The following is a 16,173-nucleotide window of genomic DNA, read 5'->3' as shown; positions in this document are numbered from 1 at the left end:
AATTTAGATGGATAATTGAAAATAAATAGTAGTACTATCTATTGTCAATTATCCATTTTTAATTATATCGAGGTGTACCGTGTATCTTTTTCAACCGTTAGATAGCATTATTCAAGGCTATTTACCTGCTGATAAAATCGAGTTGGTAAAACGTGCCTTTGTGATTGCGCGTGATGCGCACGAGGGGCAAACTCGCTCAAGCAGAGAGCCTTACATTACTCACCCTGTCGCCGTCGCTTCCATTATTGCGGAAATGAAACTTGACCACGAAGCGGTAATGGCGGCTCTTTTACATGATGTCATCGAAGATACACCTTACACGGAAGAGCAACTTGCCGCCGAATTCGGCTCGAGCGTAGCGGAAATCGTGCAAGGCGTTTCAAAGCTGGATAAATTAAAATTCCGTACCCGCCAAGAAGCGCAAGTTGAGAATTTCCGCAAAATGATTTTGGCGATGACCAAAGACATTCGAGTGGTATTAATCAAACTGGCTGACCGTACGCACAATATGCGTACGCTGGGGGCATTACGTCCGGACAAACGCCGCCGTATTGCGAAAGAAACGCTTGAGATTTACAGTCCGTTAGCACATCGTTTAGGCATTGAACATCTTAAAAATGAACTGGAAGATCTCTGCTTCCAAGCGATGCACCCTCATCGTTATCGTGTCTTACGTATGGCGATTGATATGGCGCGCGGTACTCGCCAAGACCTTATTTCGACCATTTCTCACGAAATTCAATCACGTTTAGACGAAGCCGGTATCAAAGGCCGTGTTTATGGTCGAGAAAAGCACCTCTACTCGCTTTATGAAAAAATGCGTCAACGTGACCAACATTTCCATTCCATTTTAGACATTTATGCGTTTAGAGTGGTGGTCGGAAATGTTGATCATTGTTATCGTGCGTTAGGACAAATGCACGCCCTGTATAAGCCGCGTCCGTATAAAATTCGCGACTATATCGCCGTGCCGAAAACTAACGGCTATCAGTCTTTACACACCTCGATGATCGGACATAAAGGCGTGCCGATTGAAGTACAAATTCGTACCGAAGATATGGATTTAATGGCGGAACTCGGGGTGGCTGCTCATTGGCGTTATACCGAAGATCAAGCGACCGCAACCAGCGTACAGCAAAAAGCCCAACAATGGCTACGTAGCATTGTAGAACTGCAACAAAGCGCCGGTAACTCGAACGAATTTATCGAAAACGTGAAATCCGATTTCTTCTCGGACGATATTTACGTATTTACACCGAAAGGTCGTATCGTCGAATTACCGGCAAATGCGACCGCTATCGACTTTGCCTATGCGGTACACTCCGATATCGGCGACCGTTGCGTCGGTGCGATAGTGGATCGCAATCCGTATCCGATTTCACAGCCGTTGCAATCCGGTCAAACCGTTGAAATCATTACCAAGCAAGGTAAACGTCCAAGCCCGTCTTGGTTAAATTTCGCCGTCAGCTCAAGAGCCAAATCCAAAATTCGTGCGGCGCTTAAACATCTTGAAATAGACGAGCAAACGTCACAAGAGCCGGAAAAACCGGATCATTTGGATGTCGATATCGAACTGGAGATTAAAGACCAACCGGGCGTACTGGCAAGTCTAACCAATGCGATTGCTTCGATGAACAGCAATATCGGCACGGTGGAAAGCCGACCGAACGGTACCGGCAATTATCAGGTCAAAATGCGTATTGCCGTTACCGATAATGCACACCTTTATGTGGTGATTCAGAAGCTAACCAAAGTAAACGGTGTCGTTCGAGTCACGAAAGCCTAATAACCTAAACATAAGCGGTGAATTTTTGTAAATTTTTTACAAAATTTGACCGCTTATTTTCTCGTGAATCCCTCTCAATTCGGCTATAATTGCCCGAATTTTTTATACTTTATACACATTAAAAAGGAACTCCAATGTTATATCCAAGTGAAGAATTTCTTTATGCTCCGATTACGTGGGTAGATCATAGCGAAGGTTACACTGACATTCGTTACCATAAATCAACCGACGGTATTGCGAAAATTACCATCAATCGTCCTGAAGTACGTAACGCCTTCCGTCCTCAAACGGTTAAAGAAATGATCCATGCTTTCGCCGATGCGCGCTTTGACGAAAAAATCGGGGTCATCGTATTAACCGGCGAAGGCGAATACGCATTCTGTGCCGGCGGCGACCAAAAAATTCGCGGTGACTACGGCGGTTATAAAGACGACAGCGGCGTTCATCATTTAAACGTGTTGCAGTTCCAACGTGATATTCGTACTTGTCCGAAACCTGTTGTGGCAATGGTGGCAGGCTATGCAGTAGGCGGCGGTCACGTGTTACATATGATGTGTGACTTAACTATCGCAGCGGATAACGCGAAATTCGGTCAAACCGGTCCGAAAGTAGGCTCATTTGACGGCGGCTGGGGCGCAAGCTATATGGCGCGTATCGTGGGCCAGAAAAAAGCGCGTGAAATTTGGTTCTTATGCCGTATGTACGATGCGCAAGAAGCATTAAATATGGGCTTAGTGAATACCGTTGTGCCTTATGCGGATCTTGAAAAAGAAACCGTGCGTTGGTGCCGTGAAATGTTACAAAACAGTCCGATTGCATTACGTTGCTTAAAAGCGGCATTAAATGCGGACTGTGACGGTCAAGCCGGTTTACAAGAATTAGCGGGCAACGCAACCATGTTGTTCTATATGACGGAAGAAGGTCAGGAAGGTCGTAACGCATTCAATGAAAAACGTGAACCTGACTTCAGTAAATTTAAACGTAATCCGTAATGCCTTCTATTGCCTCCCCTATAACGGGGAGGTGCTGACAAGCGGTCCGATTCGCTGACTTTTTTGCAAATAATTTTATGTCAAACAACCAAACTCAAACACCGGAACAAGACGAAACTCCGTCAAAGAAAAAGCCGTTTTTTATTCCGACCTGCCTTAAATTAGGGCTTGTCGGCGCTTGCTTTGCCGCATTCTACGGGATTTATCTCGACGGACGTATTCGAGCGAAAATGGACGGGCAAGTTTGGCAATTACCGGCGGAAGTTTATAGCCGTATCGAAAGTGTCAGCGTTGAAGATAAATTATCGCTTGAAGCGATCAAACAAGTGTTATTGGATAACGGTTATCGCCAGGTTTCTCAAATTGCGACGCCGGGCGATTTCAAAATTGAAAACAATACGCTCGTTTTATTACGTCGTGCTTTCCCGTTTCCTGAAACACCGGAAGCACAACGTATTTTGCGTTTACGTTTTGACAACGACAAACTGACGCATATCGAAGATTTAGTTCAGCGTCGATTAATTAACGAGTTTCGACTCGACCCGAAATTAATTGCAATGCTGCATTCGGATAATGACGAAGAACGCCAAGCGTTACGTTTGCAGCAATACCCGTATTTCCTTATTCAAGCGTTAATTCTAACCGAAGATAAGCGTTTCTATCAGCATGACGGTATCAGCCCGCTAGGCATTGCGCGAGCCTTAATGGCAAACTATCAGGCGGGCAGAACGGTACAAGGTGCGAGTACGCTTACTCAACAATTAGTTAAAAACCTGTTTTTAACCAGCGAAAAAACCATCGTGCGTAAAGTGAATGAAGCGTTAATGTCGCTCATTTTGGATTTTCGCTACGATAAAAACCGCATTCTTGAAACTTACTTAAACGAGATTTATTTAGGTCAAAACGGTAGCTATCAAGTGCACGGATTTGCCTTGGCAAGCCAATTCTATTTCGGTCGTCCGATTCAAGAAATCACCCCGTCACAAATGGCGTTATTGGTCGGTATGGTGAAAGGACCTTCGCTCTATAATCCGTGGCGACATCCGGAAGCCGCACTTGAACGTCGTAATGTGGTGTTAAAATTATTACTAGAAAACCAAGCGATTACCCAGCCGGAGTATGAATTATTGGTAAAACAACCGCTCGGCGTAAAAGAAAAAGGCACGATTTACCGCCAACAACCGGCATTTATGCAAGCGTTAAATCTTGATCTAAAAGCGGAACTCGGCGAAAGCAAATATGCGCAGCTTTCCGGTGCGAAGATTTTCACGACATTAGACAGAAAGCAGCAGCGTTCGGCGGAACAGGCGGTAATTAACGGATTGGAAAAACTGGAAGAGTCGAATAGTAAAATCAGAGATTTACAATCCGCAATCGTGGTGGCGGAATATAAAACCGGTAAAGTGCGTGCGATTGTCGGAGACCGTTTAACCCAATTTGCCGGTTTTAACCGTGCGATTCAGACTAAACGCCAAATCGGTTCATTGGTCAAACCTTCGATTTATGCGATCGCACTTTCTGATCCGAAGAATTTCCGTTTAAATACGCCGATCCAAAACCAACCGATCACCATTTATACCAAAGGCTCTCCGCCTTGGACACCGAAAAACTATGATAAACGCTTTAGCGGTTCGGTCATGTTAATGGATGCGTTAGTGCGCTCGTTAAATATTCCGACCGTGAATATCGGTATGAAAGTCGGCTTAAAGAACGTGATTGCGAAGCAAAAAGAGATGGGTTGGGATAAAGCCGATATTCCGGCTTACCCTTCGATGTTGCTCGGTTCGTACTCTATTTCGCCGTATGATGTGACCAAGTCTTATCAAGTATTGGCAAATAACGGTTTAAAAACACCGCTTACGACGATTGAAGCCATTATGTCGCATGACGGTAGCCCGCTTTACCAGCGCAATATCGAAGAAGTCAGCCGCCAAGTATTACCGCAAGAGGCAACAATTCAAACACTATATGCTATGCAACAAGTGGTGGAACGAGGTACGGCTCGCAGCTTACAAAACGAATTCGCTCATTTACGTTTAGCCGGAAAAACCGGGACGACCAATAATGCGCGCGATACTTGGTTCGTCGGAGTGGACGGTGAAAACGTCACCACCGTATGGTTAGGGAAAGATAATAATACCGATACCAATTTAACCGGTTCCAGCGGTGCATTGTTCGTGTATAAACAATATTTGGAACGTGCTTTACCGACCGCATTTAAATTGCCAAAAGCGAAAAGTATGCAATGGGTGGGCATCAATGGCTACGGTACGATTAATTGCGATCCGAACCGTCAAATTCCAATGTGGCGAGATCGGGGTCAGCACTACTGTACTAATGCCGGTAATGTGGTCGAAACCGCCAAACCGACCGTATTGGAAGCGATTTCATTAGATAAAACCAAAACGGAAAATACCAAAGCCGATGTGGCTGCGGATCAACAAGTCTTACCGGCGGAAGAAGTCGCACCGACCGAATAAGCAAGCGGTCGAAAAACGTGAAATTTTTACGAAACGCGGATCAAAAAACGCATATTCAATGATGATTGAATATGCGTTTTTATTTAAGTGAATCTCAAATCAAATTAACGTTGGCGTGCTTTAAAGCGAGGATTGCTTTTACAAATCACATAAAGTTTGCCTTTACGACGTACGATTTGGCAATCCGGATGGCGTGTTTTCGCCGTTTTTAATGAGTTTAAAATTTTCATCGATTATCTATCCTTATTTCTAGCGGCTAAACCTGCCATACCTTTAAAGCGTTCGTTAAATTTACTTGCGCGACCTTCCGTATTCACTTCACGACGTTTACCCGTATAAACCGGGTGTGACGCTGACGATGTATCTAACGGATAAAACGGATATTCTTTACCGTCTTCCCACACCATCGTTTTTGTCGTCGCCGCACAAGAACGAATAATCCAGCCCATTTGTACCGAACCGTCATAAAATAATACTTCACGATAATTTTCAGGGTGAATCCCTTTTTTCATTTTAAAATCCTCCAGAGGTTTCATTTATTTCCATAAATAAAAAGTGGGTATATCCTACCTGATAATCTTTTTTATTTCTATAATTTTTTTATGGTTTTTATGTCGTTGATGATTTTTTGTACATTTCAAAATGAAATTTTGCGATCTGGATCGCCTTTTCTTCTCTTATTTTATGGTAGTCTATACCAATAAAATTCCAGTTCTATTTATGAGGAAGCATTATGGCTCGACAACCGTTTCTAATCGCTCCGTCCATTCTGTCTGCGGACTTGGCTCGCTTGGGAGAAGACGTTGCAGAAGTATTAAAAGCAGGCGGCGATATTATTCATTTTGATGTGATGGATAATCATTTCGTGCCGAATCTGACTTTTGGACCCGCTATCTGCAAAGCACTGCGTGATTACGGTATTACTGCGGAAATCGACGTACATTTAATGGTAAAACCGGTCGAACGTTTAATTCCGGATTTTGCCAAAGCCGGCGCAAACTACATTACCTTCCATCCGGAAGCGACCGATCATATTGATCGTACTTTGCAAATGATCCGCGATCACGGCTGTAAATCCGGTTTGGTTTTCAACCCGGCAACACCGCTCAGTTATCTGGATTACGTGATGGATAAAGTGGATATGATTTTGCTGATGGGGGTAAATCCCGGCTTCGGCGGGCAAAAATTTATTCCGGCGACTTTAGAAAAACTGCAAGAAGCACGTCGTCGTATTGATAAAAGCGGTTATCCGATTCGTCTAGAAATCGACGGCGGCGTAAAAATCGACAACATTGCCGAGATTGCCGCCGCAGGTGCGGATACCTTTGTCGCCGGCTCTGCAATTTTCGATCAACCGAACTATAAAGCGGTGATTGATCAAATGCGTCGGGAATTAGCGCAGGTATAATAAAATCGGTTATTTTCGCAAAAAATTAGTGAAAATTAACCGCTTTTAGCCGATAAATTCCCGAGCGAATAACAATCAGCTATGGATAAACCCTATACATAATGTTAGAATATCCATCGCTTTTCGCTTGCACAAGCGAACTATTTTATACTTGTGTGGGAAAACGGCTGGTTTGACCTTTCTTAAAAAGCGTTGAATTTAGTATTTTTTTCTCTACACTATTTAACTCTCGCATTTAGGCGAATTTCACATAGGAAAAACAAAATGAGCATTGAAGAACGCGTAAAAAAAATTATCGTTGATCAATTAGGTGTTAAAGCTGAAGACGTTAAACCGGAAGCTTCATTCATTGAAGATTTAGGTGCAGACTCTTTAGACACCGTTGAATTAGTGATGGCTTTAGAAGAAGAATTCGATATCGAAATCCCGGATGAAGAAGCTGAAAAAATCACAACAGTTCAATCAGCGATTGACTACGTGACAAAAGCTAACGCATAATTTCAAAAAAATAAGGCGGTTTTTTAACCGCCTTATTTTTTATACCTAATCTCTTTTCTTCCCCGATTACTATAAAGTATATTGCTCAAAAATAAGTAAAATCGTTTACAAACCATTCAAACAAGATAAATTTGCCAAAAAGCACTTGACCATTTTGTTTAAATCCGTATTATATGCGCCTGTTACGCAACGTTAAGGGTCGTTAGCTCAGTCGGTAGAGCAGCGGACTTTTAATCCGTTGGTCGAAGGTTCGAATCCTTCACGACCCACCATTTAACTTGCGACATCTTCTAAAGGGTCGTTAGCTCAGTCGGTAGAGCAGCGGACTTTTAATCCGTTGGTCGAAGGTTCGAATCCTTCACGACCCACCACTTTAGAACTTACCAAATCAGTCAAATCTGAAACGGGTCGTTAGCTCAGTCGGTAGAGCAGCGGACTTTTAATCCGTTGGTCGAAGGTTCGAATCCTTCACGACCCACCAATTTTACTTCCTTACAAATTTTATTGAAAAAATCACCGCTTATTGTGTGTTTATAGTGTAAAATTCACAGCATTTTTATTACGATTATTCAACACCCTACTTACAGCGAATTTTATTTAATGATCAAAAAACTTCTTATTTCACTCGGCTTAATTGGTGTTATCACTTTAGGCGGCGCATTCTACGGCTATCAAAAACTCTCTGATTTAGCACAACATCCAATCACCGCTAAAGCAGATCAATTCTTCCTGTTAGAAAAAGGCACATCTAGCCAAAAGCTGGCGCAATTACTGGAAGAACAAGGTATCGTTAATCACGATGATGTGAGCTTACTACCCTACTTAATGCGTTTTAAACCCGAACTCAGCAAATTCAAAGCGGGTACTTACTCACTGAATGGACTTAACACGGTTGAAGATTTGCTGAAACATTTAAGTTCCGGCAAAGAAGTCCAACTTAACGTACAATTTATCGAAGGTAAAACCTTTAAGGTTTGGCGTGAACAACTTGCGAAAGCAAGTTATATGCAACACACGCTAACCGGAAAATCCGAAGCGGAAATTGCTCAATTGCTTGGTATTAATCATGAGAAGCTTGAAGGCTGGATTGCACCGGATACTTACAGCTACGTACCAAACTCAAGCGATTTAGCCTTACTTAAACGTGCTTATCAAAAGCAACAAAAAGCATTAGATAGCGCTTGGCAAAATCGAGCGGAAAATCTACCGCTTGCAAGCCCGTATGAAATGCTGATTTTGGCTTCTATTGTGGAAAAAGAAACCGCTATTGCGAGTGAACGCCCACAAGTGGCTTCCGTGTTTATTAATCGCCTCAGATTAAAAATGAAATTACAAACCGACCCGACCGTAATTTACGGCATGGGCGATCGTTACAACGGTAATATTCGCCGCAAAGATTTAGAAGAAGCCACGCCTTATAATACTTATGTGATTGACGGTTTACCGCCAACACCAATTGCAATGCCGAGCGAAGCGGCATTAAAAGCGGTTTCCCAACCGGATAATACGCCGTATCTTTATTTTGTAGCAGACGGCAGCGGCGGACACAAATTTAGTAAAGCCTTAAACGAACACAATCAAGCGGTTCGTGAATGGATCAAGGTTGAACGAAACAGAAAACTTGAGAAAAAATAAGATGCGTGGAAAATTTATTGTTCTGGAAGGTTTAGAGGGTGCAGGCAAAACCACTGCACACCAAGTGATTTTAGCTCAGTTGGAAAAAGCGGGCAAAAACGTGGTACAAACCCGTGAACCCGGCGGTACACCGTTAGCGGAAAAGTTACGCCATTTAATCAAACACGAAACCGAAGAGGCAGTTAGCAATAAAGCCGAATTACTGATGTTATATGCAGCACGCATTCAGTTAGTCGAAAACGTGATTAAACCGGCATTGGCAGAAGGCAAATGGGTGTTGGGCGATCGTCACGATATGTCTTCTCAGGCTTATCAAGGTGGTGGCCGCCAAATTGATCGTCACTTACTCGAAACCTTGAAAGAAACCGTGTTAGGCAAATTTGAGCCGGATTTGACCATTTATCTTGATATCGATCCTGCGGTCGGCTTAGCTCGCGCACGTGGTCGCGGTGAACTGGATCGTATCGAACAGCAAAGCCTCGATTTCTTTTATCGCACACGCCAACGTTATTTGGAACTGACACAAAATAACGAGAAAGCGGTAATTATTAATGCGGAACAATCTATCGAACAAGTTGCCGCTGACATTCAACAAGCGGTCGAAAACTTCTTAAAAATTGCAAAATAAATATGCTATATCCTTGGCTTCAACACACTTATCAACAACTTACAGAATCCTTTTTGCATGGGCGTGGTCATCACGCCCTGTTATTTAAAACCGATTCGGGTTTAGGGACGGAAACGCTTATTCGTCATTTTGCGCATTGGCTACTTTGCCAAAATCCGCACAGGGAACAAGCTTGCCAACAGTGTAAAAGTTGTTTATTGACTGCTGCCGGAAACCACCCTGATTTCCATATTTTAGAGCCGATTGACGGTAAAGATATCGGTATTGATCAAGTGCGTGAAGCCAATGCCAAATTGCAAAACTTCTCGCAACAAGGTGGCAATGCGGTGGTATATATTCGTGGTGCGGAACGTTTAACCGAAGCAAGCAGCAATGCACTCTTAAAAACGCTTGAAGAACCGCATAACAGCGTTTATTTTCTGCTTGAAGCACCACTACAAGGTGCAATGCTCCCGACCATTCAAAGTCGCTGCCAAACGTGGTTAATTCATCCGCCGGAAACGGATATTGCGTTAGATTGGTTGCAAGCAAACTGTAGCGGTGTTGATTTTTCCTCTTGTGAAATTGCGATGCGTTTATGTCATCAACGCCCGCTGATTTGCAAAACTTTTTTAGAAAACGACCGCTTGCAAGCCCGCAAAACCTTTTTACAAACTTTTTGGCGTTTCTTTAAAAGCCGAGATGTATTGCTCCTCTTCACCGCATTTGATAAAGAAAAGGAACTGGTATTGCAGCAATTAGAATGGTTGGATAGCTTTTTTGCTGATGCGTTAAAAGCCAAAATGGATATTGCAATCGGTTGGACAAATCCGGACTTACAAGCCGGTATTCTGCCGTTTAGCCAACAACTCTCCGCCCAAGCGCTGCTAAAAGGTCACCAAATTCTGCAACAAACCCGCCAGGACTTACAGCAAGTAAATGCGATGAATTTGGAATTGATGTTACTTAACTACCTGACAAAGCTAGCGCTAGAGACGTTTGAATAAATAAAATAGCATGTCTACCCACAACCTTGTAATTTTTACGTAGCCATACTGTAGAGAATACACGAAACTTCACTCTCCAATAAACATCATTTAACTGTCAGATAATAAGCAGAATACCTGTCAGATAACAAAGAGAGCATTTTAATATTGCATATCAGCCACATGGAGAATTATTATATGAGCTTAGGCTTTAATAAAGCTCGAATCCTAAGCCAGGAAATATAGAAAGTACATTAAATATAATTAGTATTAATAGAGGATAAAGCCACAAACTGGCAAGCAAGAATTGGTTTTACTTTTTAACCTCACTAAAAGGAGACAACTATGAAACATAGCAAATTCAAATTATTTAAATATTATTTAATTAGCTTTCCTTTTATTACTTTTGCAAGTAATGTTAATGGAGCCGAAATTGGATTGGGAGGAGCCCGTGAGAGTAGTATTTACTATTCTAAACATAAAGTAGCAACAAATCCCTTTTTAGCACTTGATCTTTCTTTAGGTAATTTTTATATGAGAGGGACTGCAGGAATTAGCGAAATAGGATATGAACAATCTTTCACTGACAATTTCAGCGTATCACTGTTTGTTAACCCATTTGATGGTTTTTCAATTAAAGGAAAAGACTTGTTACCTGGATATCAAAGTATTCAAACTCGTAAAACTCAATTTGCCTTTGGTTGGGGTTTAAATTATAATTTGGGAAGTTTATTCGGCTTAAATGATACTTTTATATCCATGGAAGGAAAAAGCGGAAAACGTGGTGCTAGTAGTAATGTCAGCTTACTTAAATCGTTTAATATGACGAAAAATTGGAAAATTTCACCATATATTGGCTCAAGTTATTATTCATCTAAATATACAGATTATTACTTTGGTATTAAACAATCCGAATTAGGTAATAAAATTACATCCGTATATAAACCTAAAGCAGCTTATGCAACACACATAGGTATTAATACTGATTATGCTTTCACCAACAATCTTGGCATGGGTTTATCTGTCGGTTGGAATAAATATTCTAAAGAAATTAAGCAATCTCCTATCATAAAACGAGACTCTCAATTTACTTCATCTCTTAACCTTTATTATAAGTTCTAAAATAGAATATTCTAGGGAGAATACTCATTCTTTATCTTTATAAAGTTAATTGTTTCTCCCTGTTTCTATATTATTTAGTTACTTATTCAAAAGCTACATTGGTTATTTTGTCATTTTATAAAAGATAATAAGGTGGTTATTTTGAAAATTAAGAAATATATTAAATATACCCTATTTACTTTCCTTTTAGGCATATCATATTTATATTTTTGGGGCGAAAAAGAAAATTATCAAGAGATTATTTTTCACGTCGAACGAGGAAATATTCAAAAAACAGTTATTGCTAGCGGCACATTGCAAGCGACTGAACAAGTAGATATTGGTGCACGAGTATCTGGGCAGATTAAGCATATTTTAGTACAAGAAGGACAGAAGGTTAAAAAAGGTCAGCTATTAGCTGTAATTGATCCACGTCTGGCTGAAACGGAATTAAAACTAGCAAAAGCTGAGCTAGCAAACGCTTCTGCTAATTTGGATACAAAAAAGATTAATCTTAAGCAACTGCAATCAGATTGGGAACGTTATCAACGTTTGATACGAACCAATGCGACAAGCCAAAAGGAAACAGAAGAAGCAAAAAGTAGATTAGATACGGCCAAAGCAGAACTTCAAATTGCGCAAAATAATCTAGATATCGCTAAAATCAGAGTGGAAAAAGCTGAAACCGAACTAGGATATACAGAAATTCGTTCTCCACTTGATGCAACAGTAATTTCAGTATTTGCGCAAAATGGTCAAACTTTAGCTACCACCCAACAAGTACCAGTGCTGATGAAATTAGCTAATATTGATACTATGAAAGTCAACACCAAAATTTCAGAAGCAGATGTAATTCATATACAAGATGGTGCTCCAACTTCCTTTACGCTATTGGGAGAGAGTGATTCCCAATTTCACGGGCAACTTGATATGGTAAAACTGGCTCCCGTTCATATTACAGACACTAAAGAAAATACAAACAATGCAATTTATTATTATGCTACTTTCAAAGTGCCTAATCCTGATCATAGACTGCGTATTTCTATGACTGCCACTGTAACGATTATGTTAGATAAACGTGAAAATGTATTGAATATTCCTTTATCAGCCCTAGGGGAAATGATTGTGCCGGAGCAATATTATGTCACGGTCTTGCGTAAACATGGCCAAAAAGAGCAAGTTGTAGTGAGAACAGGACTGAAAGACGAAGCGAAAGTAGAAATTATCGAAGGGTTAGTAGAAGGCGATAAAGTCCTACTGCCCGTTAGTACAACTCCTGCATCTAACGATGCCGAAATTTATAGCATAGGATTATAATGAAACAACCATTAATTGAATTAAAAAATATTGAGCGTCGTTATCGCAATGGCAATACCGAAACAACAGTATTGAAATCAGTTAATTTAAAAGTATACGCGGGCGAAATGATTGCTATTGTCGGAGCTTCTGGCTCTGGCAAATCCACTTTAATGAATATCTTAGGTGCATTGGATATAGCAGATTGTGGTGAATATTGGTTTCGAGGGCGAAATATCGCCTCTTTGAGCAATGATGAGTTAGCAGAGTTACGTTGTAGTCATTTCGGTTTTGTTTTTCAGCGTTATCACTTGTTGCCACATCTAAGCGCAATCGGAAATGTAGAAGTTCCTGCTATTTATTCGGCAACAGATAAATATAGAAGAACTGAACGAGCGAAGGAGCTGCTATGTCGATTAGGGTTGGAAAAACAACTGGAAAATAAACCTTCTCAACTTTCTGGCGGGCAGCAGCAACGAGTTAGTATTGCTCGAGCATTGATGAATGGAGGAGAGATAATCTTAGCTGATGAGCCTACGGGAGCATTAGATAGCCAAAGCAGCCAAGAAGTATTGAATGTGTTGAAAGAATTAAATGCGCAAGGACACACAATTATCCTAATTACTCATGATATGAATATTGCGCAAAATGCTAACAGAATTATCAAAATCAAAGATGGCGAAATTATTGCAGATAATAGTTCATACTGCAAGAATAGCCTCTCCCCCTCAACAAAGCAGGAAAGGCAAAGTCTAAACTGCTTGATGTCGCTACGAGGCTATAAAGAATCTTTTGTGATGGCATTCAGTATGATGCGTGCTCATAAAATTAGGACGTTTTTGACTATGTTAGGTATAATTATTGGCATTGCTGCTGTCGTATGTGTAGTAGCATTAGGAGAAGGAACCAAACATAAAGTCTTGAATGAATTTAGCTCTTTAGGTAGCAACACAATAGATATTTTTCCTGGTAAAAATTGGGGAGATACCGAAGCATATAAAATTCAAACGTTAAATAGCAGTGACGTAAATTTATTACGCCAACAACCCTATGTGAAAGGTGCGACTCCGAACTTATCGTTAGAATTGCCAATTCGTTTCTTAAATAAAACTGCCAATGCAACGATAAATGGTGTTAGCCAAGATTTCTTTATGTTAAAAAACTACAAATTACTAAGTGGCAGATTTTTTAACCAACAAGATGTAGATACTTATCAAGCTGTTGGCATAATTGATAAAAAATCACGAGATGTAATCTTCGGCACAAAAATTGCAGAAAGCAATATAGTTTTTATCGGTGATGTACCTATTTCGATTATCGGTGTTGTTGAGTCCGCCTCCCAAACAACTGAAGGGCAACGAACCACTATTTGGTTACCGTACAACACTATGGCTGCTCGCTTACGTAACCAACCCTATTTTCAACAAATTACAGTGCAGTTACGAGAAAATTTTGTACCAGCAGCAGCCGATAAGGCTATTGTGGATTTATTGGCAGCAAAGCATGGCAGAAAGGATTTTTTTACTTTCAGTAGTAGCAAGTTCTTGCAATCCTTAAATCGCACTACACAAGCCCTAACTTTAATGATTTCATCTATCGCTTTTATTTCGCTGGTAGTTGGAGGTATAGGAGTTATGAATATTATGTTAGTTTCAGTGATTGAACGAACCAAAGAAATCGGTATCCGCATCGCAGTAGGCGCCAAAGAAAAGGATATACTACATCAGTTTCTAATTGAATCGGCGACAGTTAGTCTGATCGGCGGCATTATTGGTATATTGTTATCATTGTTGTTTGGCTTAGTTTTTTCTTTATTAACAGATAGTATCAAAATGCAATTCACCTTTTCCTCTTTCTTTATTGCATTTTTATGTTCATCCTTAATCGGCATTATCTTTGGCTATTTTCCTGCCCGAAATGCAGCTCGTTTAAAACCAATAGAAGCATTATCAAGAGAATAAAAAGGCATAATAAACCAAAAGATTGGGGATAGTGGACAAAATTGAGTCTAATTTCCCCATGATATAGCCATAATGGACATTTTTGAGTCTGTTATGGCTTTATTTTTAACTTCGCTGGCAAATAAAATCCTTTATAAACACCATCTTATGTTCATCAGTCAATCCTTGGTGAGGAGCTAATTTTGCTTTCATCAGCTTAAAAAATGACTCGACTAAATTCGTCGTATGTGCAATATGCAGTTCAGGATAATCTTGATAGGTAAATAAATAATTTATGCTACGTTTTAGACTCCAATAGGCACTTCTTAATCGTTTGTGTTTAAACCGTTTTGCATTATGCTCCGAGCGTTCGTTAAAGTAAGTTTTATACTCATTCAGCCATTGCAGTAATGCTTGATTAAGCGTCTCTTTTGTATAAGATTTAAGTGAATAGTATAGCTCCAATAACGCTTTCCCAGCCGGAGATTTGGGTGATTTCGTTAAATAAAATATCCCTCTCCCAACTTGATGAAAATGATACATCTGAGTTGGAATATCAAGATAAGCATTTAATAACCCTCGCCTACCATCGCAGGTAATCGATTGAATCTTAATGCCTTTTTCCATTAATTCTGATATAGCTTCGAAATAATACTGATTTTTCTCAGCGGGAATAAAACGAAAGTAGACCGGTTTGGAAGAGAGTGAATCCACTAAAACCAATACGGCAAAACGCTGTTTAAAATGTGTGGTATCCATCACGATGTTAATGGTTTCGGGTAAAGGTTTTTGCTCAGCTTTGATGGATTTTTGAAGATGTCTTCTGATGGTTCTTTCAGAACATTGATATTCAATAGTAAGCTGCCGAATGGTTTGTTTTAGCGAGGTATACTTAAACCAAATTTCTTGTGAATTAAGTCGTTTGGATGCAACAAAATTACGATGGCAATCAAGACATTTATAGCGTTGAACACCATTAATTTTGCCATATTTTTTGAGGTTAAAAGATGAGCAGAAAATACAATTTTTTAGTCATTTTTATAAAAAGTGGGTTAAAGCCTTATAGTACAAGGTTTTAACCCATTTTGTAGACTCAATTTTGTCCACTATCCCAAAGATTAAAACCTTATAGTCAACGCCTTTAATATTATGTGTTGAATATAAATATTTAAACTTAATTATCAACACCTCCTTTTTTCACCAGGATTTTAGTGTCATAGTATTGATTGACAGCCTCTACTTATCATTAAATAGTAAAAGCCGAAAGGATCATTTATTACAAAAAATGATAAATTGCTTAAGGGAAAAAAGTCATATTATTCAATCAATTACCTAGCCGGCATGATTTGCTGAAAGATTTAATGAATACCCCACGTAAATGAGTCAATCTCATTTAATCGCAAGCATTATGAGATCAAGAAAAAAATGTCAATCTCATATAGGA

General features: G+C 40.2%; 14 protein-coding genes and 3 tRNA genes. 14 read left to right on the top strand and 3 right to left on the bottom strand.

All coding sequences use genetic code 11. The features are described 5' to 3' along the window. The first annotated feature begins 79 nt into the window (after positions 1-79). The 3 genes from DY200_RS09470 (at position 80) to mrcB (ending at position 5,258) form a co-directional block, all read left to right on the top strand. Positions 80-1,786, top strand: a complete 1,707-nt coding sequence (locus DY200_RS09470; RefSeq protein ID WP_115587784.1) for a RelA/SpoT family protein — start codon at positions 80-82, stop codon at positions 1,784-1,786. Between the two features lie 134 nt (positions 1,787-1,920). Next, positions 1,921-2,778: a 1,4-dihydroxy-2-naphthoyl-CoA synthase gene (gene menB / locus DY200_RS09465; protein ID WP_005599432.1), complete on the top strand. Its 858-nt coding sequence runs from the start codon at positions 1,921-1,923 to the stop codon at positions 2,776-2,778. Between the two features lie 77 nt (positions 2,779-2,855). Continuing rightward, a complete protein-coding gene (mrcB, locus tag DY200_RS09460; RefSeq protein ID WP_115587783.1) occupies positions 2,856-5,258 on the top strand; it encodes a penicillin-binding protein 1B in 2,403 nt (800 codons plus the stop codon). Between the two features lie 104 nt (positions 5,259-5,362). Here mrcB and ykgO read toward each other — a convergent pair whose 3' ends face one another. Both ykgO and DY200_RS09450 read right to left on the bottom strand, forming a co-directional pair. Then, positions 5,363-5,488: a type B 50S ribosomal protein L36 gene (gene ykgO, locus DY200_RS09455; RefSeq protein ID WP_005599425.1), complete on the bottom strand. Its 126-nt coding sequence runs from the start codon at positions 5,486-5,488 to the stop codon at positions 5,363-5,365. Between the two features lie 3 nt (positions 5,489-5,491). Further along, positions 5,492-5,770: a type B 50S ribosomal protein L31 gene (locus DY200_RS09450; RefSeq protein WP_005602672.1), complete on the bottom strand. Its 279-nt coding sequence runs from the start codon at positions 5,768-5,770 to the stop codon at positions 5,492-5,494. Between the two features lie 221 nt (positions 5,771-5,991). Here DY200_RS09450 and rpe point away from each other — a divergent pair, with 221 nt between their 5' ends. From rpe to DY200_RS09395, 11 genes are all read left to right on the top strand, one after another. Beyond that, positions 5,992-6,666, top strand: coding sequence for a ribulose-phosphate 3-epimerase (gene rpe, locus DY200_RS09445; protein WP_005599420.1), 675 nt, complete (start codon positions 5,992-5,994; stop codon positions 6,664-6,666). 264 nt (positions 6,667-6,930) lie between these two features. Next, entirely contained in the window at positions 6,931-7,164 is a 234-nt protein-coding gene (gene acpP, locus DY200_RS09440; RefSeq protein WP_005599419.1) for an acyl carrier protein, read from the top strand. A gap of 196 nt (positions 7,165-7,360) precedes the next feature. Beyond that, positions 7,361-7,436: transfer RNA gene (locus DY200_RS09435), tRNA-Lys, on the top strand. A 23-nt stretch (positions 7,437-7,459) separates the two neighbouring features. After that, positions 7,460-7,535 (top strand) — tRNA-Lys (locus DY200_RS09430). Between the two features lie 34 nt (positions 7,536-7,569). Beyond that, a tRNA-Lys gene (locus tag DY200_RS09425) sits at positions 7,570-7,645 on the top strand. Positions 7,646-7,764: 119 nt separating this feature from the next. Further along, on the top strand, positions 7,765-8,799 hold the full coding sequence (gene mltG / locus DY200_RS09420; RefSeq protein ID WP_115587782.1) for an endolytic transglycosylase MltG: 1,035 nt from the start codon (positions 7,765-7,767) through the stop codon (positions 8,797-8,799). Between the two features lies 1 nt (position 8,800). Continuing rightward, positions 8,801-9,427, top strand: a complete 627-nt coding sequence (tmk, locus tag DY200_RS09415) for a dTMP kinase (RefSeq protein ID WP_115587781.1) — start codon at positions 8,801-8,803, stop codon at positions 9,425-9,427. Between the two features lie 2 nt (positions 9,428-9,429). Beyond that, positions 9,430-10,413 (top strand): DNA polymerase III subunit delta', encoded by a 984-nt coding sequence (locus DY200_RS09410; RefSeq protein ID WP_043991924.1) that lies wholly within the window; start codon positions 9,430-9,432, stop codon positions 10,411-10,413. Between the two features lie 324 nt (positions 10,414-10,737). Further along, positions 10,738-11,514 carry a MipA/OmpV family protein gene (locus DY200_RS09405; protein WP_115587780.1) on the top strand — a complete coding sequence of 259 codons (777 nt, stop codon included), beginning with the start codon at positions 10,738-10,740 and terminating at the stop codon, positions 11,512-11,514. Between the two features lie 132 nt (positions 11,515-11,646). Beyond that, a complete protein-coding gene (locus DY200_RS09400) occupies positions 11,647-12,810 on the top strand; it encodes an efflux RND transporter periplasmic adaptor subunit (protein WP_115587779.1) in 1,164 nt (387 codons plus the stop codon). Next, positions 12,810-14,750, top strand: coding sequence for a MacB family efflux pump subunit (locus tag DY200_RS09395; protein ID WP_115587778.1), 1,941 nt, complete (start codon positions 12,810-12,812; stop codon positions 14,748-14,750). The genes DY200_RS09400 and DY200_RS09395 overlap by 1 nt, the downstream gene beginning before the upstream one ends. A gap of 105 nt (positions 14,751-14,855) precedes the next feature. On the opposite strand, the gene DY200_RS09390 is transcribed toward DY200_RS09395, so the two are convergent. Then, the gene (locus DY200_RS09390; RefSeq protein ID WP_425320817.1) at positions 14,856-15,749 is read right to left on the bottom strand and encodes an IS256 family transposase, variant Zn-binding type; all 894 of its coding nucleotides are present in this window, start codon (positions 15,747-15,749) and stop codon (positions 14,856-14,858) included. Positions 15,750-16,173: the final 424 nt, after the last annotated feature.

The sequence above is a fragment of the Actinobacillus lignieresii genome, from assembly GCF_900444945.1.
GTDB lineage: Bacteria > Pseudomonadota > Gammaproteobacteria > Enterobacterales > Pasteurellaceae > Actinobacillus > Actinobacillus lignieresii.
This window is presented reverse-complemented; position numbering and strand designations above follow the sequence as displayed.